We start from the raw sequence: 26,495 nt of genomic DNA on the forward strand, positions 1-26,495 counted from the left end.
TTGCCCGCCCGGCGGCCGCGCTGCCGGGGGCGGGCGGCGCGGGCGGGGCGTTGCCTTCGATCATATCCCTATTCCCGCCACGCGCAGGCAAGCTACCGCCTGCAGCCGGCCCAACGCGCCTCTCAGGTAAGGTCCTCAGGCACCGCGCGGTATCCCATCGGCGCCGCGGTATTGGCATGCACGTACTTCCTGGCGTGCGCCTGCCGCATCGGCTTGAGCACGAACAGGGCCAGAAAGGCGGACAGCCCTGCCATGCCGGACGCAAGCATGAAGACCGCGTGCCAGTCGCCGGTCGCGGCGGTGATGACACTGGAGAACGGCACCAGCAGCGCCGCAGTGCCCTTGGCCGTGTATAGCAGCCCGGCATTGGTGGCAGCGAACTTGGGACCGAAGGTATCGCCGCAGGTGGCCGGGAACAGGCTGTAGATTTCACCCCAGGCGAAGAACACGACGCCGGTCAGCACCACGAATGCGATGGGATCCTGCCCGTACCTGGCCAGCAGCAGGATGCCGACCGCTTCGATGGCAAAAGCCAGGCACATGGTGTTCTCGCGGCCGATGTTGTCCGAGATCCAGCCGAAGAACGGACGGGTCAGGCCATTGAGCACGCGGTCGATGGTCAGGGCGAAGGTCAGGGCCGGCAGCGTGAGGCCGAGCAGCGAAACCGGCACGCCATCCAGCCCGAAGTCCTTGGCGATCGGGCCGAGCTGCGCGGTAGCCATCAGGCCGCCAGCCGCCATCATCACGAACATGGCGTACATCACCCAGAAGATCGGCGACGACAGGACCTGGCGCGGCGAGGCGTTGTAGGCGGCGGTCTTGACCGCGCTCGTGACCTGGTTCAGCACCTTGGCAGAAGGCGGATAGAGCGCCATGCCCAGGAAGAACACGATCAGGCCCTGGCCCAGTCCGAACCACAGGAAGGTGGCCTCATAGCCGCTGCTCTTGATCATGTTGGCGATCGGCACCACAGTGAGCGCCGAGCCCGCGCCAAAGCCGGCTGCGGTGATCCCCGCAGCCAGCCCGCGCCGGTTGGGGAACCACTTGAGCGCATTGCCCACGCAGGTGCCGTAGACCGCGCCCGCCCCTACCCCGCCAACCGCCGCAGCGAAGTACAGCATCGGCAGCGACGAAGCCACGGAGTTCAACGCCCACGCAATCGCGCACAGCAGGCCGCCACCCACCACCACGGGACGCGGGCCATACTTGTCGACCAGGTAGCCTTCGATCGGCACCAGCCAGGTTTCGGTGACGACGAAGATGGTGAATGCCACCTGGATCGCCGTGCGGCCCCAGTGGTACTTGTCGTCGATCGGATTGACGAACAGCGTCCAGCCGTACTGCATATTGGCGATCATCGCCATGCAGATCACGCCAAAAACGAGCTGTACCCAAGGTGAGGCAAAGCGTGACTCGGGCGCGTTTTGCTGATGTTCCATTGGTGTCTCCTTACGGCGGGCAGGGCCGCCTTATGTGGAAAGGGCGTCTTCGGACACCTCTTCGGGATGGCGCTCCTGTGCGCCATCCCCGATACTGCGGTCGTTTCAGTGCTATACAGTATGTGATATATCAATATAGTCAAGACGCTTTTGGGCGACTCGGAATCCACTGAAATCGTGTGGCAAGCGCCGCGGTGGCGCACCAGAAGGCGGCACGCAGGTTACTCGTGCGCCACGCGCATCAAAGCAGGCGGCCACGCCAGAATGGCCTGCTGACGGATCAATGACTTAGAGCGCCGCGCCACATCAATGGGGCGTGGGGAATAGCGGTAAACGCAATTGGAAACGGGGCGTGCGGAGTGCTCGGGCCCAAAGCATCAAGACCCACCCTCGGGAAAGTCCCTAGATAAGGTCAGGCTCGCGAACGGGTGAATGTGCTGAATGTCTGGCCCTTCAGGAAAGAAGAGCGGAGAGGCGCAGGCTTGATGCATACGCGTGCCTGTAGCGCAGGCTGCGTTCAGACCAGTGCGCAATAGCGGCGGTCGCAACCAACCGGCACGCCAGGATATCGGACCGAACAAAGTGAAAAACGGAACCCGGGGTGGCTCTGCAGACAAGCCAAAAGGAATACTTGGCGGGTAGGGCCTCAACCAAAGCGTAGTGGCAGCGATCGGCAGCCGGGCTCTGCCGATCACACCACGCCAGCATCAGGCGCGGGCCAGCTGAGGTTGCACACTCACCCCGGTTGCGGCGGGACTGGCGCGGCCAACACCGGCAGTTTCCTGCGACGCGCCGAGGCCGGCAAAGCGACCGTGCTCCTGGGCGCGGATCAGCACGAGGGTAGGCACGCGGGTGGCGATCAGGAAGGTGACACCAACGCCAAGCGAAACCAGGCCAAGGGCGAGACCGAGAAGAAGAGCGCTGTCCATCAGAAAACTCCAGTAAGGATGGTGGGTAGGAGTTTTCATTATATGCTGCGTCGCACTATGTGTAAATATCCTGTATGTAATATATCAGAAGAAGTTTGACATCTCAGCAACAGCCCCTGTGCCGCTCCCCGCAGGCGGTGGCCGCTCCGCCCTACCCCACCCGCGCCACCAACGCCTGCTCATACTCCATCCCCCGCAGCGCATCCCAGATGGCGGCAGCATTAGGCTTGAGCGAACGGCTCTTGCGCCTCACCAGCATCACCGAAGACGTGACCTGCGGCCGCAATGGCCTCATCACCGCAGCTGGGCTCAAGCCAGCCGAATTGGCCCGCGACGGCACGATCCCGATGCCCAGCCCCAACGCCACCATGCCGAAAATCGCCGCAAAATGCCCCAGCGCCTGCAGCGACCCCGCGCGCACGTGATAAACGCCAAACGCCTGCTCCACGGCCGGCTGGATCCCCGAGTGCTGGTCCAGCATCAACACGTTGGCATCGTTGAGATCGCCCCATCCTATCGTCTCCCGCGAGGCCAGCGGATGCTGCGAAGGCAGCACGGCGTGAAACGGATCCGAACACAGCGCTTCGCAATACAGATCGTCTCCCGCCTCCGGATTGGTGGAGATGCCGAAGTCCACCTCGCCGCTGCGCACGCATTGCAACACGGACTCGTGCGAGCGGTCCTTCAGGCAGATGCCAATCCCTGGCCATGCCGCCCGGCAACCCGCCAGCCAGCCAGGCAGCGACATCGACGACAACACCGGATCGGACGCAATCTGCACCGTGCCCTGGCACGGCTTGCCAGCACCCTGGCTCTCGCGCAGCGTCTGCTCGACTTCTTCGATCAGGTGGCAGATGCGCTGCGACAGGTGCTCGCCGGCATCAGTGAGTTCGACCTGGCGTGTGGTGCGGTCGAACAGGCGCTGGTCGATCTCGTCTTCCATCTCGCGCACGCTGCGGCTGATGGCGGACTGCGTGAGTCCAAGCTCGGCTGCGGCGCGGGTAAAGCTCTTCTGTCGCGCCACGGCGGCAAAGGCCTTCAACTGCGGAAGCGAAATATTCATGATTACCCCTTCTGTATGCATGAGGCGCGGCGCATCGTGATGGCAATCGGGCCCGGATTCGCTTGACGCGGTCCGGGCCCGGCTGGGGATTCAGTCGCTCTTGCGGGGGGATAGTCCCGCCAGGTAGGCCGGGCTGTCGGCCGCCGGCACCAGGGACTCGACATGACCGGTGATAAACCGCCTTCGCATCGGGGCCAGCACGAACTTGGCGGACAGTCCGGCGGCGATGGTCACGGCCGCCGCTACCGTAAAGACCGCGTCCCACCCGCCTCGCGCCGACAGGACCGAGGCCAGCGGTACCAGCATCGCTGCCGTGCCCTTGGCGGTGTACAGGGTGCCCGCGTTGGCCGCAGCGAACTTGCTGCCGAAGGTGTCGGCGCACAGCGCGGGAAAGATCGAGAAAATCTCGCCCCAGAACAGGAATGTGAGTGCCGCGAACGTCATGAACCAGTACGGGTTGTGGCCGAACTGCATCAGGCCGAGCAGCGACAGCCCCTCGCCGATGAAGATAAAGAACATGGTGTTCTCGCGCCCGATGCGGTCCGAGATGAATCCGCACAGCGGCCGCGTCAGGCCATTGCACAGGTTATCGATCGACAGCGTCATGGTAAGCAGCGGCAGCGTGAATCCCAGCATCGTCACCGGCATCGATGCGAAACCGAAGTCCCGGGCGATCGGTCCCAACTGCGCGGTGGCCATGATGCCGCCCGCCGCTACCGCCACAAAGGACGCGTAGATGACCCAGAACACAGGCGTCTTCACCATCCGCCCCGGCGTGAACTCGATGGGATTGGTCAGCACCGCCTTGGCGGCCACGGCGCCGGCGGGCGGACGCGGCTTGACCAGCAGCAAGGCCATCAGCAGGATGCAAATGCCTTGCAGGATGCCGAAGGTGATAAAGGCGTGCTCGTAGCCGGAGCGCTGGATCATGTTGGCGATGGGGATCACGGTGAGCGCCGAGCCCGCGCCGAAGCCGGCAGCAGTCAGGCCGGCGGCCAGCCCGCGCTTGTCCGGAAACCACTTGAGCGCATTGCCCACGCAGGTACCGTAGACGCCGCCGGCGCCGATGCCGGCAATCACCGCCGCGAGGTAAAGCTGCGGCAGGCTCGTCGCATAGGCGTTGATGACCCAGGCCAGCCCCGCGCACAGCGCGCCGCCCGCCACCACCGGGCGCGGGCCGATCTTGTCGACCAGCCAGCCTTCCAGCGGCACCAGCCAGGTCTCGGTCACGATGAAGATGGAAAAGGCCACCTGGATGGCGGACTCGCCCCAGTGGTGCTTGGCATTCATCGGGCCCACGAATAAAGTCCAGCCGTACTGCAGGTTCGCCACCAGCCCCATGCAAACCACACCGATTGCCAGCTGGAACCAGCGATTGCCAAGCCAGCCCGAACGGCCCGGGGCCGCCATATTGTCATGCGCCATGTCGTGTCTCCTGCATAGTGCGTATCGCGCTCTGCGGCGCGACGGGTAGGCTTCTCTGTGAGGGGGAGCCCTTGGTCACTACTTGATTGAGCGCGCCTGACATTGCGGCACGTGCATCCGTGGACTGATGCTAGTTCAAACTAAGTTCGGCTAAGCATAAAGTTTTTTATTATGATCATTTACGATCCTTTATAGATTGGGCGGATGAGTGCATGAAGAACGCGACGCTGCGCCAGCTCAAGGTTTTCGAGACGGTTGCCCGGCACCTGAGCTTTTCGCGGGCGGCGGAAGAGCTACACCTGACGCAGCCGGCGGTATCGACGCAGGTGCGGCAGCTCGAAGGCCATGTCGGACTCCCGCTGTTCGAACAGCTCGGCAAGAAGATCTATCTCACGCCGGCCGGGATTGAAATGCTGCACTACAGCCGCAGCATCATGCAGCAATTCCGCGAAGCGGAAGACGCCATGTCGCAGCTCAAAGGGATCTCCGGCGGGCGGCTCAATGTGGCCGTGATCAGCGCCGGCGATTACTTTTTTCCGCGGTTGCTGGCGGAATTCATGCAACGGCATGCCGGCGTGACGCTCAATCTCGCAGTGCACAATCGCGAGGAATTGCTGCACCAGCTTGCCGGCAACCTGACCGACCTGGCGGTGATGGTTCGCCCGCCGGAAGGCATGGACACCATCAGCGAATCGTTCGCGCCCCACCCCTATGTCATCGTTGCCGCGCCCAACCACCGCCTGGTGGGCGAGCGCAACGTCCCGCTCGCGGCTCTGGCAGACGAAGCCTTCGTCGCGCGCGAGAAAGGGTCCGACACCTGGAACTCCATGCAGGAAGGCTTCGCCGGGCGACTGTCCAACCTGCGCATCGCCATGGAGATCAAGAGCACCGAAACCATCAAGCAGGCGGTGATCGCCAACATGGGCATCGCCTTCCTGTCGGCGCATACCGTAGGGCTGGAACTGCAGACAGGCAATCTCGCCGTGCTGGATATCGAGGGGTTCCCGGTAATGCTCAACTGGTATGTGGTGCATCGCAAAAACAAGCGGCTGCCGCCGGTGGCGCTCGCCTTCAAGCATTTCCTGATGGAAGAAGGGGCCAGCCTGATCCAGCGCATCACCGGTGTGGACAGGCTGATAAAGCATAAGCGATAACTTATGGTTATTCAGTTAAACTTTAATTATCGTTAATTGATCGGCAAACCTATCCTCAGCTCAGGCCCACCTTTGATAGCCGCCCGAGGAGTCCGATCATGAACCAGGTCCAGTTCGAAGCCCGCCCCGCCGCCCAAGCCGACGCCGCAGCCCCGCGCGCCAACGACGAATCGCAACTCGCAGCCTACAACGCCGCATTCACCGAGCTTGGCCTGCGCTTTCGCTGGGACAGCGAGATGTACGCGTGGCTGTGCGGTATCGAATGCGAACAGAGCCGGATCGCGCGCTATATCGAGGAGTACCACGCGCACCTGCTCAACGCCTACGATGCTGACTTCCTCAGCCGCCTGATTCTCGACAAAAAGTGCGATTACCTTCGCGCGATGGGCCAGAAAGCGAACTAAGGCAGCGGTAGCCCGACACGACGCAGCAGGCAGAAAAGGGCGCGGGAAAGCGCCCTTTTCTGCCTGCTGCGTGCCGTATTGCGCGCGCCGAATGTGCGCCAGCGCACTGCCGCCGGCGAACGTGGCGCGCTATGGTCTGCCCACTACGCACAGGAACGGAGACTGGCATGGGACAGAACATGTTCGAAGCCGGCGCACCAGCCGGTGCCCGCGCTCAGCGCCGCGAGGGGACGTTCGCCAGCTCCCGTGCGCTTGCATTGCAGAACTGTCCGATCGAACCATCCTGGATCCGTACCGGTGCCCCGCGGACGCATGCCGCCCAGCACTCGGGCGCGATCGATGGCCTGGCATCCACCAATATCTGGGAATGCACCACCGGCACCTTCGAGTGGTACTACGGCTGGGAGGAAACCGTGTTTATCCTGGATGGGCAGGTGAAGGTAACCAGCCCGGGCGGCCAGGTCCATGTGCTCAAGGCCGGCGACATCGGCTATTTCCCCGCCGACACCACCTGGCTGTGGGAAGTCGATGGCTATGTGCGCAAGATCGCCTTCTGCCGCAAGCATGTGCCACTGGTGCTGAATGTCCCCCTGCGGGTACTTGCACGGCTGGGGCTCAGTCGCCGCCTGCGCAAGGGATGCGCCGCGGCATGCAACGCATTGCGCTGGCTGGCCGGGCGCGTCCGGCTGCGCGACACCTCCGCCCTGACCCTGCTGCTGACACTGCCGCTCTGACGCCTGCCGGGCGCTGGCCTTGCCCGCGCCCGCGCACCCGCTCAGCCGCGCATGTGGTTGACCAGCGAACCGATGCCCTCGATCGTCACCTCGACCACGGCGCCATCCTTCATCGATCCGACACCGAGTGAAGTGCCGCAGGCGATCACGTCGCCAGGCATCAGCGTGAGATCCTGCGAGATCAGGCTGACCTGCTGCTCAGGCGAGAAGATCAGGTCCGACAGCGGGTAGTTCTGCCGCTCCGCCCCGTCCAGCCGCGTCACCACGCACGCGGCACGCCAGTCGAAATTCGTGACGATGGCCGGCCCCAGGCAGCCGAAGGTATCGAAGCCCTTGGCGCGGCACCATTGCGGGAAAGCGGGATCCTCGGCAATGATCTCTCCGGCGGTCACGTCGTTGACCACGGTATAGCCAAAGATATGCGAGGCGGCCTCTTCCGGCGACACGTTGCGGCAACGGCGCCCGATCACGATGCCCAGTTCGCCCTCGTAGACGATCTTGCCCCCATAGCTGCGCGGCCGCAGGATGGCATCGCCCGGGCCAGCCACCGAGCTCGCCGGCTTGATCAGGAACAGCGGGTGCGCCGGCACCGGTTTTTCGAGCTTGCGCGCCAGCGCATGGAAGTTGTTCCATAGCGCCACGATCTTGCCCGGGTCGCACGGGCTCAGCAGGCGCAGCCCCTCGCGCGGCAAAGCCGCGCCGGTGGGTTCCGGCCGCGCGTAGCCGGGGCCGTCGTACTCGATGACATGATCCCCCTCGATACGGCCAAAACCGATCTCCCCGTCCCCGGTCTGGAAGCGAATCCACGTTTGCACAGTCCACTCCTCCGGCGGGCGCGGCATGCTGCCCGCGTCCACCCTTGTCCCACATTGTCGAAAGCCGGGCCCGCGCGCGGCGGGCCCGGCCTTGCCGCTGGGTCTTGCCCTCAGATCTTGCCGGCGCCGCGAGCCCACTTGTATTTGGCGCCCAGCACCGCGACCGGGATCTCTGTGGAGTAGGCATACGACGGCACGCCGTGTTCGTACAGGTACTCGGCTGCCTCCTCCACCTGCACGTCGCCTGCCAGCGAGGCCACGATCGGCTTCTCGATGCCACGCGCCGCCATTTCCTCCTTCACCTCCACCACCAGCTTCGCGAACACCATCGGTGGCGTGATGATGGTGTGCCAGTAGCCCAGGATGATGGCGTGGATGCGCGGGTCCTCCATGCCCAGGCGCAGGGTGTTCTTGTAGGTGGATGGCGGTTCGCCGCCGGTGATATCGACCGGGTTGCCCGCCGCGCCAAAGGGCGGGATGAACTTGCGGAAGGCCGCGTCGAGATCGTCCGGCATGGTCATCAGCGACAGGTTGTTGTCCACGCACGCATCCGACAACAGCACGCCCGAGCCGCCTGCGCCCGTGATGATCACCACGTTCTCGCCCTTGGGCGTCGGCAGCTTCGGAATCCCCCGCGCATACTCCAGCAGATCGCGCAGCGAGCGCGCACGGATCACGCCGCACTGCCGGAACACGTCCTCGTAGATCTTGTCGTTGCCGGCCAGCGCGCCGGTGTGCGAACTGGCGGCGCGCGCGCCCATGCTGGTGCGTCCGGCCTTGAGCACCACCACCGGCTTCTTCTTCGACACCCGCTTTGCGGCTTCGGCGAAGGCGCGGCCGTCCTTCAGGTCCTCGCAGTGCTGGGCGATGATCTCGGTGTTGTCGTCCTGCTCGAAGAAGGTAAGCAGGTCGTCCTCATCGATATCGGACTTGTTGCCCAGCCCGACAATGGCCGAAACGCCCATCTTGGCCGAACGCGAGAAGCCGATGATGGCCATGCCGATGCCGCCGGACTGCGACGACAGCGCCGCCTTGCCCTTGACATCGTAAGGCGTGCAGAAGGTCGCGCACAGGTTCTTTGGCGTGTAGTAGAAGCCGTAGATATTCGGCCCCATCAAGCGGATATCGTGCTTGCGCGCGATGGCGACGATCTCTTCCTGCCCTTCCACGTTGCCGGTCTCGGCAAACCCTGAGGGAATCAGCACCGCGCCTGGAATATGCTTCTCGCCCACCTCTTCCAGCGCCCCGGCCACCAGCTTGGCGGGAATGGCGAACACCGCCACATCCACCTCGCCCGGCACGTCGAGCACGCTCTTGTACGCGGTCATGCCCATGATCTCGCCACCCTTGGGATGGATCGGGTAGATCTTGCCCCGGTAGCCGCCGTTGATCAGGTTCTTCATCACCGAGTTGCCGATCTTGCCGTCCTCGTTTGATGCGCCGATCACGGCCACCGAATCGGGACGCATGATGCGGTTCATCTGCCTGACGATGTCTTCCTGGCTGGGGCGATAGCGCTCCGGCTGCGGCGCGAAGTCCACCACGATGCGCACGTCGGCGGCAATGGCGCCGTCCTTGCTGGCGAATACCGGGTTAAGGTCAAGCTCCGAGATATCCGGGAAATCGCTCACCAGCTCCGACACGCGCTGGATCATGCCGGCCAGCGCCTCGCGATTGGCCGGATCGGCGCCGCGCACGCCTTTGAGCACTTCGGCGGCGGCAATGCCGTCGAGCATCGACAGCGCATCCTCCTGGCTGGCCGGGGCCATGCGGAAGGTAATGTCCTTGAGCACTTCCACCAGCACGCCGCCCAGGCCGAAGGCCACGAGCTTGCCGAAGGACGGATCGGTGACGGCGCCAATGATGACCTCCTGCCCGCCGGTAATCATCTGCTGCACCTGAACGCCAACGATATTGGCGTTGGGAGCGTACTTCTTCGCATTCCCGACGATGGTCAGGTAACCGCGCTCCACATCCGCGGCGCTTTTCAGGCCCACCAGCACGCCGCCGGCCTCGGTCTTGTGCAGGATGTCGGGCGAGACGATCTTGAGCACTACCGGATACCCCATCTTGTCAGCCAGCTCGACTGCGCCGGTCGGCGTCCTGGCCACGCCCTCGCCCGGCACCGAAATGCCGTAGGCATCGCACACCAGCTTGCCTTCGGGCGCAGTCAGTGCATTGCGGCCTTCTTCCTTCACGGCGGCGAGAATCTTCCGCACCGCGTCCTTGTTGTGTGCCATGTCAGGTCTCCATCTGTTCATGGATTGCGTAGGGATGAGCCGGTCCGCGCCCTTGCGCGAAAGCGCGAGGGCGGGCGGCTTGCAAACTCACTGCGGGAAGTGCTTGAAGCGCTTGAAGTGCCTCGGGTACGTTCAGGGCATCAGACTGCCCCGGCGGCGCGCAAGGCTTCGATCTGCGCGGGCGTGCGGCCCAGCCAGTCGAGGATCTCTTCGGTATGCTCGCCCAGCAGCGGCGAACGCTCGACCTCCACCGGCGATGCCGACAAGGTGATCGGGCAGCCGAGTTGCACATACTGGCCGCGTTCCGGGTGATCCAGTTCCACCAGGTAGCCACGCTCGTACAGTGACTTGTCCTCGATCAGGTCCTTCATCGACAGGATCGGCCCGCACGGCACGTCGACCTCGTTGAGGGCATCCATCACTTCGAACTTGGTGCGCGTGCGCGTCCATTTCTCGATGATGGAGAAACACTCTTCCAGGCATTTGAGGCGGGCCTCCGGCGAGGCGAACTGCGGATGGGTGATCAGCTCCTCCCTGCCGCACAAGCGCATCAGCGGCTCCCAGCCTTGCGGCTGCACGATCACGTAGACGTAGTCGTTGGCGCCGCCGGGCGCGCAGCGCAGCGCGGCGCCGGGCTGGCCGCCGCCCGAGGCATTGCCCGCGCGCGGCACGAAGTCGTCGAACTCCTGGTTGGGGTACTCGCGCATCGGCCCCGCGGCCAGGCGCTGCTGGTCGCGCAGCTTGACCCGGCACAGGTTGAGCACGGAGTCCTGCATCGCCACTTCCACGCGCTGGCCACGCCCGGAATGCTCGCGTTGCAGCAGTGCCGCCAGGATGCCCACCACGCAGTGGATGCCAGTGCCGGAGTCTCCGATCTGCGCGCCGGTGACTGTCGGCGCGCCATCCGCCGTGCCGGTGGTGCTGGCCGAGCCGCCCATGCACTGGGCCACGTTCTCATAGGCCTTGCAGTCCGCGAACGGTCCCGGGCCGAAGCCCTTGATCGACGCGTAGATCAGCCGCGGGTTCAGCGTCTGCAGGCGGTCCCAGTCGAAGCCGGCGCGGTCCAGCACGCCGGGGCCGAAGTTCTCCACCAGCACGTCGCAGCGCCGCACCAGGTCTTCCAGCAGCGCCTTGCCCTCCGGCGTCTTCATATTGAGCGTGAGGCTGCGCTTGTTGGAGTTCAGCATGGTGAAGTACAGGCTGTCTGCGTTGGGCACATCGCGCAGCTGGCTGCGCGTGATGTCGCCGCGCCCCGGCAACTCCACCTTGATCACGTCGGCCCCCAGCCATGCCATCAGCTGGGTGGCCGAAGGGCCGGCCTGCACATGGGTCATGTCCAGGATCCGCACACCGTCCAGTGCCTTGTTCATGGTTTGTCTCCTCGCCACCGGTTATTTGTACATGGTCTGGTTCTTGGTGCCCGGCGCGTACTCGCGCGGGTCCACCCAAATATTGATCACGGCCGATTTTCCGGTGCGCTGCACCGCCTCGCGTCCGCGCTGCAATGCGCCGGCGATCTTGCCCGGCTCGCGCACTTCCTCGCCATAGCCGCCCAGCATTTCGGCGAACTTGGAGAACGGCACGTCCGACAGCAGGTTGCCGACGTTGCCGCGCTCGTCGCCGTACTTGGCGAGCTGGCCGTAGCGGATCTGGTTCATGGCGGAGTTGTTGCCGATCACCGCCAGGTAGGGCACGCCAAAACGGTTGGCGGTTTCCATGTCGAACGCCGTCATGCCGAACGAGCCGTCACCGTAGTAGCAGAGGATTTCCTTGTTCGGGTTGGCCAGGCCGGCGGCGATGGCAAAGCCTGTGCCGACGCCCAGCGAGCCCAGCGCGCCCGGGTCCATCCACTGCCCGGGACGGCGCGGACGCACCGCCTGCGCGGAAATGGTCACCACGTCGCCGCCGTCGCCGATGTAGACCGTGTCGTCCGACAGGAACTCATTCAGTTCATAGGCCACGCGGTACGGATGGATCGGCGTGTTTTCCGAGCGGAACAGCGGCATCAGCTTGGCGGTGGCGACGGCCTCGGCTTCGGTCAGCTGGCCCATCCATTTCTGCCGCGCCTGGCGCTTGTCGTTCTTGATGCGGCCGCTGGCAGCCTGCAGCACCGCACCGAGGATGGCGCCGGGGTCGCCCACCAGGCCAAGGTCGATCTCGCGGTTCTTGCCAACCGTGCGGTAATCCATGTCGATCTGCACCAGCGTCAGCTCCTTGCTGATGCGCTTGCCATAGCCCATGCGGAAGTCGAACGGCGTGCCCACGATGATCAGTACGTCGGCATTGGCGAAAGCTTGCGTACGGGTGCGGTCGAAGTGGTGCGGATCGCCCGGCGGCAGCAAGCCACGGCTGGCGCCGTTGAAGTAGCCGGGAATATCCAGGCCCTTGAGCAGCGCGATGGCTTCCTCATGCCCGCGCGCGGTCCAGACCTGCTGGCCGTAGAGAATCGCCGGGCGCTCGGCATTGACCAGGATGTCGGCCAGGCGCTCGATATCCTTCGGGTCGCCAATCGATTTAGTGGAAGCGCGATAGTGGCCGGGGCGCGGAATCACCGCGCGCGCCGCATCGACTTCGCGGTCGAGCACGTCGCGCGGGATTTCCAGGTACGACGGGCCGGGCGCGCCATTGAAGCACTCGCGCGCCGCCATCGAGATCATGTCCGCCACGCGCTCGGTGCTGGGGATGGTGGCCGCGAACTTGGTGATGGGCGACATCATGTCGACATGCGGCAGGTCCTGCAGCGAACCCATCTTGTGCTGGGACAGGGCACCCTGCCCGCCGATGTGAATGATCGGGCTTTCCGAGCGGAAGGCCGTCGCCACGCCGGTCACGGCGTTGGTGCAGCCCGGACCTGCGGTGGTCACCACGCAGCCCAGCTTGCCGGTCTGGCGCGCGTAGCCGTCCGCCGCATGAGCGGCTACCTGCTCGTGGCGCACGTCGATGATGCGGATGCCCTCGTCCACGCAGCCGTCGTAAATGTCGATGATATGGCCGCCACAGAGCGTGAAGATGGTGTCGACGCCTTCGTTCTTCAGGGCCCGCGCTACCAGGTGGCCGCCGGAAATAACGCCGGCATCGCGGGTCTTCTGCTTCAGGGTGTCTTCGGCCGTGGTGGATTCGGACCGCGTGGGTGCGACTGCAGACATGTCTTGGTCTCCTCGTTGACTGGGTTGCGACAGGCTGTGACGCGGACCTGGCCCGTTGTCACGACACCCGTTCGCCCTTTGCTGCTTTGCTGCCTGGCCGGTGCCTACCCTGCATGTCACCGGCCCTGCGACGCCATCGATCCATTTCGAAGGATCTTGATGACATACGGTATGTGATATATCAACGAATCTCAAGGGAAATTTGGATGCTTGCCCAGGAGTTTCAACGATGCGATGCAGCAAATCGCCGCAAGATGGATGACAAATAAGAACAATTGCTGAATACGTGCCGATTCATTCCGTTTTCGCACAGCTGATGAGCGCCCCGGCCCCAGCCTCCGCTTCGTGGAAAATCCGCTTGCTTCTCGTTGATATATTACATACCATATTTCACAGCGCGTCTTGCCGGACCATCCGGTTTCGCGGCTCGCCGGCACGCGCATCACCAAGAGCGAGGAGACTTGTGAACATTCACGAATATCAGGCCAAGGAATTGCTCAGGCGCTTCGACGTGGCCGTGCCGCGCGGGGCCGTTGCGTTTACCCCGGAGGAAGCCGCCAGCGCGGCACGCAAGATCGGCGGATCGGTCTGGGTGGTGAAGTCCCAGATCCATGCCGGCGGCCGCGGCGCCGGCCGCTTTGCCGGCGATCCGGGCGGCAAGGGCGGCGTGCGCGTGGTCAAGTCAGTCGATGCCGTGCGTACGCAGGCCGAACAGATGCTCGGCAAAGTGCTGGTCACCAAGCAGACCGGAGAAGCCGGCCGCGAAGTGCGCCGCCTATATGTAGAAGAAGGCTGCGAGATTGCCCGCGAGCTATACCTGGGCATGCTGATCGACCGCGCCACCTCCCGCATCACGCTGATGGCCTCCACCGAAGGCGGCATGGAAATCGAGGAAGTCGCGGCCCGCACGCCGGAGAAAATCCTGAAAGTCGCGATCGACCCGGCCAGCGGCATCCAGCCCTTCCACGCGCGCCGCCTGGCCTTTGGGCTGGGGCTGACCGGCAAGCAGGTCAGCGCGGCATCGCGCTTTATCCTCTCGGCCTACCGTGCATTTACCGAGCTGGACGCGTCGGTGGTCGAAATCAACCCGCTGGTGGTGACGCGCGCTGGCGACGTGATCGCGCTCGACGCCAAGTTCAACTTCGACGACAACGCGCTGTACCGCCATCCGGACATCGAAGCCTTGCGCGACGAAACCGAGGAAGATCCCGCCGAATCCGCGGCGGCCCGCCATGGGCTGAACTACGTCAAGCTCGACGGCAGCATCGGCTGCATGGTCAACGGCGCCGGGCTGGCCATGGCCACCATGGACATCATCAAGCTCTATGGCGGGGAGCCGGCCAACTTCCTCGACGTGGGTGGCGGCGCCACCAGGGAACGTGTGACGGCGGCATTCCGCCTGATCCTCGACGACCCCAAGGTCAAGGGCATCCTGGTCAATATCTTCGGCGGCATCATGCGCTGCGACGTGATCGCCGAAGGCGTGGTGGCCGCCGCGCGCGAGATCGACCTGACGGTCCCGCTGGTGGTCCGGCTGGAAGGCACCAACGTGGAACTCGGCAAGGCCATCCTGCGCGACTCCGGCTTGCCGATCCTGTCGGCCGACCACCTTGCCGACGCCGCGGAGAAAGTGGTCAAGGCCGTTCAAGGCGACGTGCAAACTGGCAATAGCGGCGATAAGGGAGGGAAATGACATGGCCGTACTGATCCATCAAGACACCAAGGTAATCTGTCAGGGCTTCACCGGCGCGCAAGGTACCTTCCACTCCGAACAGGCGCTGGCCTACGGCACGCGCATGGTCGGCGGCGTCACCCCCGGCAAGGGCGGCGAGACGCATCTCGGGCTCCCGGTGTTCGACACCGTAGCCGCCGCGGTGGAGCGCACGGGCGCCGACGCCTCGGTCATCTACGTGCCCCCGCCCTTCGCTGCCGACGCCATCCTGGAAGCCGTGGACGCGGGCATCGGCCTGATCGTGTGCATTACCGAAGGCATCCCGGTGATCGATATGGTGCGGGTCAAGCGCGCGCTATCCGGTTCGGGCAGCCGTCTGGTCGGCCCAAATTGCCCAGGCGTGATCACGCCGGGACAATGCAAGATCGGCATCATGCCGGGCCATATCCATCGCCCCGGCAAGATCGGCGTGGTGTCCCGTTCCGGCACGCTGACTTATGAAGCGGTGGCGCAAACCACGGCCGCCGGGCTCGGGCAGAGCACCTGCATCGGCATCGGCGGCGATCCGGTCAACGGCACCAACTTTATCGATTGCCTGCAGATGTTCCTGGCCGACGACGACACCGAAGGCATCATCATGATCGGCGAGATCGGCGGCTCTGCCGAGGAAGAAGCCGCGCAGTTCCTGCGCGATGCGCGCAGCGGCGGGCAGGCCAAACCCGTGGTGGGTTTTATCGCCGGCACCACCGCCCCGCCGGGCCGGCGCATGGGGCATGCAGGGGCCATCATCTCCGGCGGCATGGGGACCGCCGAGGCAAAGATCGACGCCATGCGCGCCGCCGGCATCCGGGTAGCGCGTTCGCCGGCCGAACTGGGCAAAACCATGGTGGCGGCGATGGGCGCGTAGCACGTTGGCGTTGTCAATGAAAAACGGCGGACAATATCCGCCGTTTTTCTTATTGCCATGGCGTCCGGGACGCTTGCTGCTCAATCGAGGAAATCGCAGTGCTTTTCGACATAGTCGGCGAGGTCCAGCGAATGCTGGCGCACCAGCTTCTCCGCCAGCTCGGTATCGCGCTTCTCCAGCGCCTCGATAATCCGCAAATGATCGACGATGGAACGCGAGGCGCGATCACTCTGCGAGATCGTCATCTTCCGTATCGCGCGCACATGGACAAAGATATTCTTGATCGAGTCCATGATGATCTGCGACTTCGACAACTGCACGATCGCCTGGTGAAAGGCGATATTCGCGTCGGAGTACTCCTCGATATGCTCAGCCGGGGTCGCATCGCGGAAGCTGTCGAACATATGGCGCAACTGCGCGATCTCCGCGTCGCTGGCATGCAAGGTGGCGAGGCGCGCGGCCATGCTCTCCAGCGCCGCCCACACCTGGATCATTTCCACGATCTCGCGCTTGGTCTTGCGCATGATGTAGATGCCGCGCCGTGGCACCGTACGCAGGAAACCCTCCTGCTCCAGGAGCGTCATGGCTTCGCGGATGGGGGTGCGGCTCACGCCCAGCGCTTCGCTCAGGACACGCTCGTCCAGCCGGATTTCCTCGGTCGACTGATAGATATCGGCGTCGGCAATGGCCTGGCGCAGCATGGCGTACGCCTGGTCGCGCAGGCTGGCGCCCGCATTGATGGGTTGCAGGGACAGGGTCAGTCCAGCTGGCTGAACGGCGGATGGGCTTTGCACAGACATGAATGGGCTCTTGTTGATACCAGCGCCTCGGCGCACAGGGCAGTGGCCGGCAGCTTGCCGCCTAGCTTACCAAAAGCAGCCATCACATGAGTCGAATGCATAGCAAAATGCACAATTGACATAAAGGCTGCCGGGAACGGCGGTTTTACGTATATGGTATATCACATGGTGCGCCGCCGTAGTGGGCCGGCGCGGCCATGTGCTACCGGAATGCCTGCCCGGCCATCCCGCTCAAGCCGCCTGCGCCATCCTTTCGCGCTGCTTGATCAGGCCCAGCACCGTGTCCACCATCGGCGTGGGCTGCCGCACCAGCCGCCCCATTTCCTGCACCACGGTCAGCAAGGGGTCGATCTCCATCGCGCGCCCCGCTTCCAGATCCTGCAGCATGGAAGTCTTGTGCGCACCCACCGCGCCGGCGCCGTCGATGCGGCGCTCCACGTCGACGCGGAAATGCACACCGAAGCGCTCGGCAATCGCCTGGGCTTCCAGCATCATCGCCCGCGACAGCCCGCGGGTGGCGGGATCGGAAGTAATGATATCCAGCGTGGCGTGCGTAAGCGCGCTGATCGGATTGAAGCACAGGTTGCCCCACAGCTTGAGCCAGATCTCGTCGCGGATATTGTCGCGGATGGGCGCGTCCAGCCCGGCGGCCACCATCATTTCACTCAGGTGGCTGACGCGCGCCGACTTGCTGCCGTCGGGCTCGCCGAGCGGGAACTTCTTGCCGTAGACATGGCGAATGACGCCGGGCTCGGCAATCTCCGCGGCGGGATACAGCACGCAGCCGATCGCACGCTCGGGACCCAGGCCGCGCCACTGGCGCCCGCCCGGGTCCACGCTTTCCAGCGTGGTACCGGCCAGCGGGCCGCCATGCTGATGGAAGTACCAGTAGGGAATGCCGTTCACGCCAGTCACGATGGCCGTCTTCGGCCCGAGCAAGGGCTGCATCAGGTCCACCACGCCCGGCACGGAATGCGCCTTCAAGGTGATGAAGACGTAATCCTGCGGCCCCAGCTGGGCGGGGTCGTCGGTGCAGTTGACCCTGGCCACCCGCTCCTCCCCGTCGCACAGCAGGCGCAGGCCGTCGGCCTTCATCGCGGCGAGGTGGGGGCCGCGTGCGACCAGGCTGACTTCGGCGCCCGCCAGGGCAAGCTGAACGCCGATATAGCCGCCGATGGCGCCGGCACCATAGATACACACTTTCATCAGTTGTCTCCTGTGGTTTTATGGGTATATCCATTGATATATCACATACTATATCCCACAGAAAAAGAGTACAACCTCAATCTTGCCGGGCGGCGCCCCGGACACGTGTGGCACCGCCATCTACGCTGCGCGGGATCTCGGTGGCCGTTTAAGCCAAAAAATGCCATTTACAGCACTTTCAATCACCCTTTTCCGAACTTTCCTTCACCCCAAGCGTCATTTAGAGTTCTGCCCATTCTGGCGTGTTGCGCCAAGGATCCCTGCCTTCGATGATGAATCGCCGCACCCTGCTCGTTTCCGCGACCGCTTCCGCCGCCCTGGCGGCCCTCGGCATCACACCATCCGTGCTGGCGGCCGGCAAGATCAAGCTGGGCGACGCCCGCCCCTTCAGCTTCGACACCCTGATTGAGCAAGCCCGCACCCTGGCTGGTCGGGCTTATGCGCCCCCCGCCACGGCACCGGCCGACATCCTCGCCAGGATCGACTACGAGGCGCACGGCAAGATTCGCTTCAAGACCGATGACGCGCTGTTCGCGGACGGGCCCGGCCAGTTCCCGGTGACCTTCTTCCACCTGGGCACCTTCTTCCGCCAGCCGGTGCGCATGCACGTGATCGACAGCGCCAAGGGCGCGCCGGCGGCGCGCGAGATCGTGTATGACGAGTCGTATTTCGACATGCCGGCCGACAGCCCGGCGCGCAAGCTGGCGCGCGGCAGCGGCTTTGCCGGCTTCCGCTTCCAGGAAAGCCGCCTGGCCGACCAGAAGAAACTCGACTGGAAGAAGAACGACTGGGTGGCCTTCCTTGGCGCCTCGTATTTCCGCGCCATCGGCGAGCTTTACCAGTACGGCCTGTCCGCGCGCGGCATTGCCATCGACGTGGCCGAGACCGGCAAGCCGGAGGAGTTTCCGAGTTTCACGCATTTCTATTTCGAGACGCCCGCGGGCAACGGCGACAGCGTCACGGTCTATGCCCTGCTCGATGGCCCCAGCGTGGCCGGCGCGTACCGCTTCGTCATGCAGCGCGGCAAAGGCGTGCTGATGGATATCGATTGCGCGCTGTTCCTGCGCAAGGATGTGGCGCGCCTGGGCCTGACGCCGCTGACGTCGATGTGCTGGTTCTCGGAAGCCAGCAAGGGCACCGCCGTGGACTGGCGCCCTGAAGTGCACGATTCCGACGGCCTTGCGATCTGGAACGGGGCCGGCGAACATATCTGGCGCCCGCTCAACAACCCGCCGCGCACCATGGCTTCGAGCTTTGGCGATGACAATCCGCGCGGCTTCGGCCTGCTGCAGCGCGATCGCAACTTCGATCACTACCAGGATGGCGTCCATTACGAGCGGCGGCCCAGCCTGTGGGTCGAGCCGCGCGACGGCTGGGGCGCGGGCACGGTGCAACTGATAGAAATTCCCACCGACGACGAGATCCACGACAACATCGTCGCGATGTGGGTGCCCAAGGCACAGGCCAAGGCCGGCAGCAGCTTCCGCTTGCGCTACCGGCTGCACTGGCTGGCCGACGAGCCTTATCCCAGCCCGCTGGCGCGTTGCGTGGCTACCCGGCTGGGCAACGGCGGGCAGCCCGGACAGGCACGCCCGCAAGGCGTGCGCAAGTTCATGGTGGAGTTCAAGGGGGCGCCGCTGGAGAAACTGCCCTACGGCACCAAGCCGGAAGCGGTACTGAGCAGTTCGCGCGGCACCTTTTCCTATATATTTACCGAAGCGGTGCCCAATGGCGTCGCCGGGCACTGGCGTGCCCAGTTCGATCTCACCGCCGAAGGCAAGGAACCGGTCGACCTGCGCCTGTTCCTGCGCCTGGACGGCAAGCCGCTGTCGGAAACCTGGCTTTACCAGTACCACCCGTTCAACTCGCCGACTGGCCATGGCACTTGAGCGTTGGCGGCATCCCGCACGATGGCCGGGCGATGCCCGCCGCTCTGAGCAGGCTGGTGACGGACATACTGCTGGCATGATGTTGCCGCGCGTGAAGCGGGTATCATCACGGCAACCAGGCAGCCGGCTGTCCACCCTCCCCGGCTGCCGCGCCTTGCGCCATTACGACAACAACACATAACGACCACGGTTTCGACCGCTCCCATGATTTCCGCAGATCTCGCCGGCGCTGCCGGCACCGGTCCCGACGATTCCCTGCCCCGCGCCGAGCGGGCCTACCAGCACCTGCGCAACGCCATCCAGGCTGGGCAACTGCCCTCCGGCACCCGCCTGCGCGAAGTGGAGCTGGCGGCCACGCTGGGACTGTCGCGCACGCCGGTGCGCGAAGCGCTATCGCGCCTGGAGTCCGAAGGCCTCGTCGTCAACGAGCCCAACCGCGGCATGATGGTGACGCGACTCGACGCCAGCATGGTCAGCGAGCTCTATGTCATGCGCGAGGTGCTGGAAGGCACCGCCGCCGCGCTCGCCGCGCGCCACGCCACCGATGTGGAAATCTCGCTGCTGCGCGATATCGTCCAGCGCGACCTCGCCATCGCCGACCAGCCCGACAAGCTCGCCGCCAACAACCGGCTCTTCCACGAAACCCTGCACCGTTGCGCGCACAACCGCTACCTGCTCAAGACGCTACGCTCCCTGCACGAGTCGATGGCGCTGCTGGGCCGCACCACGCTGGCGCTGCCGGGACGCGCGCAGGTTTCCTACGAAGACCACATCGCACTGGTGGAAGCCCTGGAACAGCGCGAGCCCGCGCTCGCCGAGCAAATCACGCGCCGGCATATCCAGCAGGCCTACAAGGCACGCCTGTCGATGTGGATCGAAGAACAATCCGAATCCTGAGCCGCCGCCCCGCCAGTTGCCTCGGGCGGCCTCCGGCCTCCTGAAGTCACGTCGCCGCGACCGCCCGCGCGCCGCGCCAGGTACCCAGGCTAAGCACCGCAAGCGCCCCCAGGATCAGCGCCACCGCACCCAGGGTCTGCGGCGCGATCTGCTCGCTGCCCAGCCAGGCGCCTACAGCCAGGGCCACCGGCGGGTTGACATAGACATAGCTGCTGGAAATCGTCGGCGAGACGTTCGCCACCAGATGCATGTAGGCGGAAAAGGCCACCAGCGATCCCGCCACCACCAGATAAACCCAGGCCCACCACGCCTGGCTGCTGACGGTACGCGGCCAGGGTTCGCCGAGCGCAGCGGAAAGCGCCAGCAGGATTGCCCCACCCAGCAGCATCTCCGCGGCAAACGCCACCGCGCCGCGTGGCAGGTCCAGGTGCCTGGCGAGCTGCGAGCCGAACGACCAGCTGGCAATGGCCGTCAGCAATGCCACAACCCCGGTGGCACTCGCGCGGAATTCCGCGCCGCCGGTCAGCACCAGGATGCCCTGGCTGCCCAGCGCGATGGCCAGCCCCTCATACCAGCGCGGCCGCCCGCCGAAGCAGAATCCCCAGAACAAACCAAAGATAGGCATCGCGCCGATCATCACGGTGGTCGCTCCGGAGGAAATGGTCTGCTCGGCCACCGCAGTCAGCCCCATGCCGCCGACCAGCAGGAAACCCGCCAGCACGGCGCAATTGCGCAACTGGCGCAGCGTCGGCATGGCAGCACCGCGATACCGCAGCCACAACGCCAGCAGCAGGCCCGCGCAGACAAAGCGCGAGCCCATCATCAGGAACGGCGGAAAGCTCTCCAGCGTGAAGCGGATTGCGAGATAGGTCGTGCCCCAAACCAGATAGGTGATCAGCAGGCAAAGGACGAGGCGGGGCGACAGCATGGCGAGCGCGGAGTGCCGCAGAAGACAGGGGCCTCCACGATAACGCCATCCCGCACGGCTTCAAAAGGAAAACGCCTGGCAAGCGTTGTTAGGCAAACTCACAAGGCAGGGAGACTGGTCTACCCGGAAGGCGGCAGCCGAAAGTGGAAGCCGGTGAGCGCTAACCGCGACCTGGTGAGTATCAAATAAAAAAACCGGCCAAGAAGCGTTGCGCTCCATGGAGCGACGCGTTGGCCGGTCTTGCCGCGTGGAAACATCCACGCCGGTTTCACGTAGTGCCTGCCCTCGCTTTTCAACGCGCGCCGGGGCGCGGCGCGAGCGGCAGTGATACAGCCGTCAAACCAAGACTACACACATCAACAACAAACAATAGCTAACTACAGTGCACTACAGCAGCAATTACTCTTGATTCGCGCTTCTTGATGTCGGTGCTCTGGCAATTCGGCAATCAGCCGTTCGCGAAAACGATCTTTGCCTTGCGAGCCTGGCTTTGCAGGCGGCCAAACACGTCTTGCACGGCGGCGATGGCGCTCTTCACGTCATCGATAAAGGCCGGGCTGCGGGGACCGAGTTCGCGTTCAATCAGTTCGCGTTCGAGTTGGTCGGTCATCTTGATATCGGATTGCGAGTTCATGGCTTTCTTCCTTTCAGGGATAACCCTCATCGGGTTTTCCCTAGTATAGCAAAAGGAATGACGCATCGCAGCATTAGGTGATAGTACGTATGCAAGATGCCAACAGAGGCGCTGCTTCACCAGCATCACTCGAAAATGATACTCAAAAAGCACAAAACGACATTGCCACCCGTATTTTGTAACGGATGAAGGAAATGAGCCCGGGCTGGGCAACTTCGGCGAACCGCAGGCCAACCTGCTGGGCCCTGCCCGCTGACAAGCCAGACTGGCCCGCTCTTGGGGTCGTTCCGCTTGGCGGCCGGATAGACAAGGCAACAGGCGCCGGCAGTGGAGAATGGCGCAGAAGGGAATTAGCAGCCGCCCAGGCAATAGATCATCGTAGCCAAGCGTCACCGTGGTGGTGACAGGCAGGCCTGCGTCAGGCGCGCGCCGCCAATTGCTCCAGCACGGACGCCAGGCGGTGCTCGATCATGCCGGCACTAGCGTACCCGGTCGTGATGCCGTGGAGTTCGCTACCAACGCGCAACAGCAGCGTGGGGAAACTGGTGACGCCCCACGAACGTGCCAGGGCAAAGTCCGCGTGCGTCTCGGTGATGGTCGCAGGTGCGCGCCACGCCGCCTCGAACGTAGCGGCATCGATGCCGTACCCGAGCCGTGTCAGCGCTTGCGATGCTATGCCGGCCAGCACGCCGGCATCGGTCGTATTCAGGGCATCCATGTAGAACGCATGCTGCAGCGCATCGAATACGGCGAGCAGGTTGCCCTGCCCGGCGAGGATGCGCGCGGTGACGACCGCCCGGCACACCGGCTCCGTGTCGTAGACGAAATCTTCGCGCGCCAGCAGGCCTTCGCGGTTGAATGGCATGCCGCTGGCTTGCTCGACCCGAGCCCAGTGTTGCAGGCGCACATTCCTTGCCGCGTCGTCCATGATGTCCGTGGCCCCCGCGCGCAGGCCCCCGACCACCACGCCCAGCGGCAGATCCGGGAAACGCGCCACCAGCGCGGACAATTCCTTGCCGAAGCCGTAACACCACGAGCACATCGGGTCCGCAACGTAGATCAGTTCCATTTGGATTCCAGGATTTGACTTTCCAGGTAGCGAATCGCGTGAAGCGGACAATGCGCGCTGCAGCGTTGCCATGCAGGGCTCCATCATGCATGTGAGCGCCCTTGGCCGCAATCCACTTCCGCTGCACGGGAAGAGAACATGGAACAAATCTTGCGTATGCGCTTTTGCCATTCCCGCCGGCGACTGGAAGAAATGTGCGGTGTTTCGCCCACAGTTCCACTCCTCAATCGCCGCGCGGCGCGGTAATATCTATCCAACAGGCCATCGGCGCGCGATGGCCCATTCCAAAGAAGGATTCAAGCGCATCATGGAAGAAGGCTCGGCTGCTCCACTAGAGATCGCCCCTTCCCTCCCTCTCGCACCAAGTGATGTTCGCGGCGTTCCGTCGGACTTCCTTGCCAGCGCGAGCGCCAACATCGGCGCCAACGCGCTGCAGCTCTTCCTGAATCGAGAAGCGAGCCAGCTGGAGTTCAACCGGCGCGTGCTCGCCCAGGCGGAGAATTGCGACATCCCGTTGCTGGAGCGCTTGCGCTTCCTATGCATCTTCAGCAGCAACCTCGACGAGTTCTTCGAGATCCGCGTTGCCGGCCTCAAGGAACAGATCAAGCTGCAGGCGATCGCCAGCGGGCCGGACGGGCTGGACACGCGGCAGGTCTATGCGCTGGTCAGCGCACGCACGCATAAGCTGGTCGCGGAGCAATACCACCTGTTCAATGATGTGCTGATTCCCGAGCTGGACCGGCAGGAAATCCGCTTCCTGCGCCGGCCGCACTGGACGCCGGAACAGGCCGAATGGATTCGCGCCTTTTTCTTCCGCGAGTTGATGCCCGTGCTGACCCCCATCGGCCTCGATCCCGCGCATCCCTTCCCGCGAGTGCTCAACAAGAGCCTGAACTTCGCGGTGGAACTCGAAGGCAAGGACGCCTTCGGCCGGGAGGCTGGCGCGGCCATCGTACAAGCGCCCCGCTCCCTGCCCCGCGTGATCCTCCTGCCGGAAGAGATCTCCGGCTGCAAACACGGCTTTGTGTTCCTGTCTTCCATCCTGCATGCCCACGTCTGCGAACTGTTTCCCGGCATGTATGTGCGCGGCTGCTACCAGTTCCGGGTCACCCGCAACAGCGAACTGTTCGTCGACGAGGAAGAAATCAAGAACCTGCGCGATGCGCTGCAGGGCGAACTGCCACAGCGGCATTTCGGCGATGCGGTACGGCTTGAGGTCGCGGACAACTGCTCCGACGAGATGACCAGGTTCCTGCAGAACCAGTTCGGGCTGGAGGACACCGAGGTGTTTTCCGTGAATGGCCCGGTCAACCTCGTGCGGCTGCTGCCGGTGCCCGACAGCGTGGACCGCGAGGACCTGAAATATCCGCCATGCCGGCCAGGCTTGCCGAAGGCGCTGCAGGGCCAGCCGGACATGTTCCGCGCCATCCGCGACGGCGATATCCTGCTGCACCATCCGTACCAGTCGTTTGCCCCGGTGGTGGATTTCATCCGCCAGGCCGCTGAAGACCCCGATGTGATGGCCATCAAGCAGACTGTGTACCGCGCCGGCAACGACTCGGCGCTGCTGCAGGCACTGATCGGCGCCGCGCGCAGGGGCAAGGAAGTCAGCGTGGTGGTGGAACTGCTGGCCCGCTTCGACGAGGAGGCCAACATCAACTGGGCGGCGCAACTGGAAGAAGCCGGTGCCCATGTGGTGTACGGCGTGGTCGGCTACAAGTCGCATGCCAAGATGGCCATGGTGGTGCGGCGCGAAGGAAAAAAACTCAGGCGTTACGCGCATCTCTCCACAGGCAACTACCACTCGCAGACCGCCAGGAATTTCACGGACTTCGGCTTGTTCACGTGCAAGGAAGCCATGGTCGAGGATGTGGCGAACGTGTTCTCCCAGCTGACCGGCCTGGGCCATCCCGGCACGCTTACCCACTTCTGGCAGGCGCCGTTCACCCTGCATTCGGCATTGCTCGACGCCATCCGCCGTGAGGGCAAGCACGCCAAGGCTGGCCGCAAGGGACTGATCATTGCCAAGATGAACGCCCTGATGGACCCGACTATCATCCAGGCGCTCTACCAGGCATCCTGCGACGGCGTGCGGATCGAACTCATCGTGCGCGGCGGCTGCGCCTTGCGGCCCGGCATACGCGGCCTGTCGGAGAATATCCGGGTGCGTTCGGTACTTGGCCAGTTCCTCGAACATGCGCGGATTTTCTACTTCTATAACGACAAGGCCGAGGACGTGCGGTTGTCCAGCGCCGACTGGATGGAACGCGACTTCTTCCGGCGCATCGAAGTGTGCTTCCCCGTGCTGGACAAATCGCTCAAGAAGCGCGTGATCGAGGAAGGCCTGAAGATCTACCTGAAGGACAACCGCGACACCTGGGAGATGGACTCGGATGGCAACTACCGCCGCCGCCGTGGCCGCCACCTGGTCTCTGCCCAGAGCGCACTGAGCGTCGCACTGGCGTGATGCCGCTGCCGGTCCGGCCGGCGCGCTGCGTCACATCCGCCGCCCGGCTCGTTGTGGGAGATCCTGACCACCGTTGCGTCCGGGCTGGCAAGCTGCGTCGGCGCACAGCCGGCAAGCAGAATGCCCGCCGCAATCCATGCGACGGCTGTGGTGGCTGCGGTGTTGTTGGTGGCGGTAGTGGTGGCGGTGTTCATGAAATCGCGCGAGCTCGCCCAGTACATCGGCATCACCGATGCCCAATCTCTCCCTGCTGAAATCCGGCAAGGTCAAAGGTATCCGTTTCGATACGCTGGAGAAAATCTGCGAGGCGCTGCAGTGCCAGCCGGGGGACCTGCTGGAGTACCGCGCCGATCCGCCGGAGGAGGACCAGGCATGGAAAACCCGCCAGCCGCGCCGGGCTAACTGCAAACAATTGTCGCGCCTGGCATCCGCATTTGCGCTGGTACGGCCAGCAGGCTGGCTTTGCGGCAAGTGCTGCGTCCAGCTCCCCCCAATCGAGTGATATCCCTGCGATAGTGATCTTGCGCATACTCGCACCTTCCCAAACCACTCGCCCCTAGACGGGCGCGGAGCGAGGTGCCTGTGCTCACCTTCATTTACTGCAGCTACGCGATTGCCTGCATCTTCGCGCTATGGCGGGCGGCCCGCTGGGTGGACAAACACCATCCGGCGCTGCG

General features: G+C 64.2%; 21 protein-coding genes and 1 pseudogene. 9 read left to right on the forward strand and 13 right to left on the reverse strand.

Annotated features, from left to right (window positions below; all coding sequences use genetic code 11):
* Nucleotides 1-122: 122 nt before the first annotated feature.
* The 4 genes from oxlT (AC1DS6_RS12685) to oxlT (AC1DS6_RS12700) form a co-directional block, all read right to left on the reverse strand.
* Nucleotides 123-1,439, reverse strand: a complete 1,317-nt coding sequence (gene oxlT, locus AC1DS6_RS12685) for an oxalate/formate MFS antiporter (protein WP_441630618.1) — start codon at nucleotides 1,437-1,439, stop codon at nucleotides 123-125.
* A 707-nt stretch (nucleotides 1,440-2,146) separates the two neighbouring features.
* The gene (locus AC1DS6_RS12690) at nucleotides 2,147-2,407 is read right to left on the reverse strand and encodes a hypothetical protein (protein WP_477102564.1); all 261 of its coding nucleotides are present in this window, start codon (nucleotides 2,405-2,407) and stop codon (nucleotides 2,147-2,149) included.
* A gap of 112 nt (nucleotides 2,408-2,519) precedes the next feature.
* Complete coding sequence (locus tag AC1DS6_RS12695) at nucleotides 2,520-3,431, reverse strand: LysR family transcriptional regulator (protein WP_477102565.1); 912 nt, start codon at nucleotides 3,429-3,431, stop codon at nucleotides 2,520-2,522.
* A gap of 90 nt (nucleotides 3,432-3,521) precedes the next feature.
* A complete protein-coding gene (oxlT, locus tag AC1DS6_RS12700; protein ID WP_477102566.1) occupies nucleotides 3,522-4,856 on the reverse strand; it encodes an oxalate/formate MFS antiporter in 1,335 nt (444 codons plus the stop codon).
* Between the two features lie 212 nt (nucleotides 4,857-5,068).
* Between oxlT (AC1DS6_RS12700) and AC1DS6_RS12705 the strand changes: the two genes are divergently transcribed.
* The 3 genes from AC1DS6_RS12705 (at nucleotide 5,069) to AC1DS6_RS12715 (ending at nucleotide 7,148) form a co-directional block, all read left to right on the forward strand.
* Nucleotides 5,069-6,010, forward strand: a complete 942-nt coding sequence (locus tag AC1DS6_RS12705; RefSeq protein ID WP_441630626.1) for a LysR family transcriptional regulator — start codon at nucleotides 5,069-5,071, stop codon at nucleotides 6,008-6,010.
* Between the two features lie 98 nt (nucleotides 6,011-6,108).
* Entirely contained in the window at nucleotides 6,109-6,414 is a 306-nt protein-coding gene (locus AC1DS6_RS12710) for an HAD family hydrolase (protein WP_441630628.1), read from the forward strand.
* A 167-nt stretch (nucleotides 6,415-6,581) separates the two neighbouring features.
* The gene (locus AC1DS6_RS12715; protein ID WP_441630630.1) at nucleotides 6,582-7,148 is read left to right on the forward strand and encodes a cupin domain-containing protein; all 567 of its coding nucleotides are present in this window, start codon (nucleotides 6,582-6,584) and stop codon (nucleotides 7,146-7,148) included.
* 41 nt (nucleotides 7,149-7,189) lie between these two features.
* Here the strand turns inward: AC1DS6_RS12715 and AC1DS6_RS12720 are convergent, their stop codons facing one another.
* From AC1DS6_RS12720 to AC1DS6_RS12735, 4 genes are all read right to left on the reverse strand, one after another.
* Complete coding sequence (locus AC1DS6_RS12720) at nucleotides 7,190-7,963, reverse strand: fumarylacetoacetate hydrolase family protein (protein WP_441630632.1); 774 nt, start codon at nucleotides 7,961-7,963, stop codon at nucleotides 7,190-7,192.
* Between the two features lie 110 nt (nucleotides 7,964-8,073).
* Nucleotides 8,074-10,203, reverse strand: coding sequence for an acetate--CoA ligase family protein (locus tag AC1DS6_RS12725; protein WP_477102567.1), 2,130 nt, complete (start codon nucleotides 10,201-10,203; stop codon nucleotides 8,074-8,076).
* Between the two features lie 140 nt (nucleotides 10,204-10,343).
* Entirely contained in the window at nucleotides 10,344-11,573 is a 1,230-nt protein-coding gene (frc, locus tag AC1DS6_RS12730; protein ID WP_441630636.1) for a formyl-CoA transferase, read from the reverse strand.
* Between the two features lie 21 nt (nucleotides 11,574-11,594).
* On the reverse strand, nucleotides 11,595-13,349 hold the full coding sequence (locus tag AC1DS6_RS12735; protein WP_035862722.1) for a thiamine pyrophosphate-binding protein: 1,755 nt from the start codon (nucleotides 13,347-13,349) through the stop codon (nucleotides 11,595-11,597).
* Between the two features lie 463 nt (nucleotides 13,350-13,812).
* Between AC1DS6_RS12735 and sucC the strand changes: the two genes are divergently transcribed.
* Nucleotides 13,813-15,042: an ADP-forming succinate--CoA ligase subunit beta gene (gene sucC, locus AC1DS6_RS12740; protein WP_477102568.1), complete on the forward strand. Its 1,230-nt coding sequence runs from the start codon at nucleotides 13,813-13,815 to the stop codon at nucleotides 15,040-15,042.
* A gap of 1 nt (nucleotide 15,043) precedes the next feature.
* Nucleotides 15,044-15,928, forward strand: coding sequence for a succinate--CoA ligase subunit alpha (sucD, locus tag AC1DS6_RS12745; protein ID WP_441630640.1), 885 nt, complete (start codon nucleotides 15,044-15,046; stop codon nucleotides 15,926-15,928).
* 80 nt (nucleotides 15,929-16,008) lie between these two features.
* Here the strand turns inward: sucD and AC1DS6_RS12750 are convergent, their stop codons facing one another.
* Nucleotides 16,009-16,728, reverse strand: coding sequence for a GntR family transcriptional regulator (locus tag AC1DS6_RS12750; protein WP_035862714.1), 720 nt, complete (start codon nucleotides 16,726-16,728; stop codon nucleotides 16,009-16,011).
* Nucleotides 16,729-16,959: 231 nt separating this feature from the next.
* Nucleotides 16,960-17,934 carry a 2-dehydropantoate 2-reductase gene (locus tag AC1DS6_RS12755; protein WP_441630643.1) on the reverse strand — a complete coding sequence of 325 codons (975 nt, stop codon included), beginning with the start codon at nucleotides 17,932-17,934 and terminating at the stop codon, nucleotides 16,960-16,962.
* Nucleotides 17,935-18,203: 269 nt separating this feature from the next.
* Here AC1DS6_RS12755 and AC1DS6_RS12760 point away from each other — a divergent pair, with 269 nt between their 5' ends.
* Nucleotides 18,204-19,823, forward strand: coding sequence for an OpgD/OpgG family glucan biosynthesis protein (locus AC1DS6_RS12760; protein WP_477102569.1), 1,620 nt, complete (start codon nucleotides 18,204-18,206; stop codon nucleotides 19,821-19,823).
* 204 nt (nucleotides 19,824-20,027) lie between these two features.
* Nucleotides 20,028-20,720, forward strand: a complete 693-nt coding sequence (locus AC1DS6_RS12765) for a GntR family transcriptional regulator (RefSeq protein WP_441630647.1) — start codon at nucleotides 20,028-20,030, stop codon at nucleotides 20,718-20,720.
* Between the two features lie 46 nt (nucleotides 20,721-20,766).
* On the opposite strand, the gene AC1DS6_RS12770 is transcribed toward AC1DS6_RS12765, so the two are convergent.
* The 3 genes from AC1DS6_RS12770 to AC1DS6_RS12780 form a co-directional block, all read right to left on the reverse strand.
* Nucleotides 20,767-21,645, reverse strand: a complete 879-nt coding sequence (locus tag AC1DS6_RS12770; RefSeq protein ID WP_477102585.1) for an EamA family transporter — start codon at nucleotides 21,643-21,645, stop codon at nucleotides 20,767-20,769.
* A 451-nt stretch (nucleotides 21,646-22,096) separates the two neighbouring features.
* Nucleotides 22,097-22,282, reverse strand: coding sequence for a hypothetical protein (locus tag AC1DS6_RS12775; protein ID WP_045236777.1), 186 nt, complete (start codon nucleotides 22,280-22,282; stop codon nucleotides 22,097-22,099).
* A 418-nt stretch (nucleotides 22,283-22,700) separates the two neighbouring features.
* On the reverse strand, nucleotides 22,701-23,351 hold the full coding sequence (locus tag AC1DS6_RS12780; RefSeq protein WP_441632759.1) for a DsbA family protein: 651 nt from the start codon (nucleotides 23,349-23,351) through the stop codon (nucleotides 22,701-22,703).
* Between the two features lie 274 nt (nucleotides 23,352-23,625).
* Between AC1DS6_RS12780 and ppk1 the strand changes: the two genes are divergently transcribed.
* Together ppk1 and AC1DS6_RS12790 are read left to right on the forward strand one after the other, a co-directional pair.
* Nucleotides 23,626-25,818, forward strand: a complete 2,193-nt coding sequence (gene ppk1, locus AC1DS6_RS12785) for a polyphosphate kinase 1 (protein WP_477102570.1) — start codon at nucleotides 23,626-23,628, stop codon at nucleotides 25,816-25,818.
* A gap of 192 nt (nucleotides 25,819-26,010) precedes the next feature.
* A pseudogene (locus AC1DS6_RS12790) lies at nucleotides 26,011-26,176 on the forward strand (helix-turn-helix domain-containing protein); the annotation flags it as partial.
* Between the last annotated feature and the right edge of the window lie 319 nt (nucleotides 26,177-26,495).

It is taken from the genome of Cupriavidus sp. 05L310, assembly GCF_056398185.1.

Excerpts from the sequence above, each read along its gene's own strand:
- oxlT (WP_441630618.1), bottom strand. The coding sequence starts at position 1,439 with ATGGAACATCAGCAAAACGCGCCCGAGTCACGCTTTGCCTCACCTTGG.
- AC1DS6_RS12690 (WP_477102564.1), bottom strand. The coding sequence starts at position 2,407 with ATGAAAACTCCTACCCACCATCCTTACTGGAGTTTTCTGATGGACAGC.
- AC1DS6_RS12695 (WP_477102565.1), bottom strand. The coding sequence starts at position 3,431 with ATGAATATTTCGCTTCCGCAGTTGAAGGCCTTTGCCGCCGTGGCGCGA.
- oxlT (WP_477102566.1), bottom strand. The coding sequence starts at position 4,856 with ATGGCGCATGACAATATGGCGGCCCCGGGCCGTTCGGGCTGGCTTGGC.
- AC1DS6_RS12705 (WP_441630626.1), top strand. The coding sequence starts at position 5,069 with ATGAAGAACGCGACGCTGCGCCAGCTCAAGGTTTTCGAGACGGTTGCC.
- AC1DS6_RS12710 (WP_441630628.1), top strand. The coding sequence starts at position 6,109 with ATGAACCAGGTCCAGTTCGAAGCCCGCCCCGCCGCCCAAGCCGACGCC.
- AC1DS6_RS12715 (WP_441630630.1), top strand. The coding sequence starts at position 6,582 with ATGGGACAGAACATGTTCGAAGCCGGCGCACCAGCCGGTGCCCGCGCT.
- AC1DS6_RS12725 (WP_477102567.1), bottom strand. The coding sequence starts at position 10,203 with ATGGCACACAACAAGGACGCGGTGCGGAAGATTCTCGCCGCCGTGAAG.
- frc (WP_441630636.1), bottom strand. The coding sequence starts at position 11,573 with ATGAACAAGGCACTGGACGGTGTGCGGATCCTGGACATGACCCATGTG.
- AC1DS6_RS12735 (WP_035862722.1), bottom strand. The coding sequence starts at position 13,349 with ATGTCTGCAGTCGCACCCACGCGGTCCGAATCCACCACGGCCGAAGAC.
- sucD (WP_441630640.1), top strand. The coding sequence starts at position 15,044 with ATGGCCGTACTGATCCATCAAGACACCAAGGTAATCTGTCAGGGCTTC.
- AC1DS6_RS12750 (WP_035862714.1), bottom strand. The coding sequence starts at position 16,728 with ATGTCTGTGCAAAGCCCATCCGCCGTTCAGCCAGCTGGACTGACCCTG.
- AC1DS6_RS12755 (WP_441630643.1), bottom strand. The coding sequence starts at position 17,934 with ATGAAAGTGTGTATCTATGGTGCCGGCGCCATCGGCGGCTATATCGGC.
- AC1DS6_RS12760 (WP_477102569.1), top strand. The coding sequence starts at position 18,204 with ATGATGAATCGCCGCACCCTGCTCGTTTCCGCGACCGCTTCCGCCGCC.
- AC1DS6_RS12765 (WP_441630647.1), top strand. The coding sequence starts at position 20,028 with ATGATTTCCGCAGATCTCGCCGGCGCTGCCGGCACCGGTCCCGACGAT.
- AC1DS6_RS12775 (WP_045236777.1), bottom strand. The coding sequence starts at position 22,282 with ATGAACTCGCAATCCGATATCAAGATGACCGACCAACTCGAACGCGAA.
- AC1DS6_RS12780 (WP_441632759.1), bottom strand. The coding sequence starts at position 23,351 with ATGGAACTGATCTACGTTGCGGACCCGATGTGCTCGTGGTGTTACGGC.
- ppk1 (WP_477102570.1), top strand. The coding sequence starts at position 23,626 with ATGGCCCATTCCAAAGAAGGATTCAAGCGCATCATGGAAGAAGGCTCG.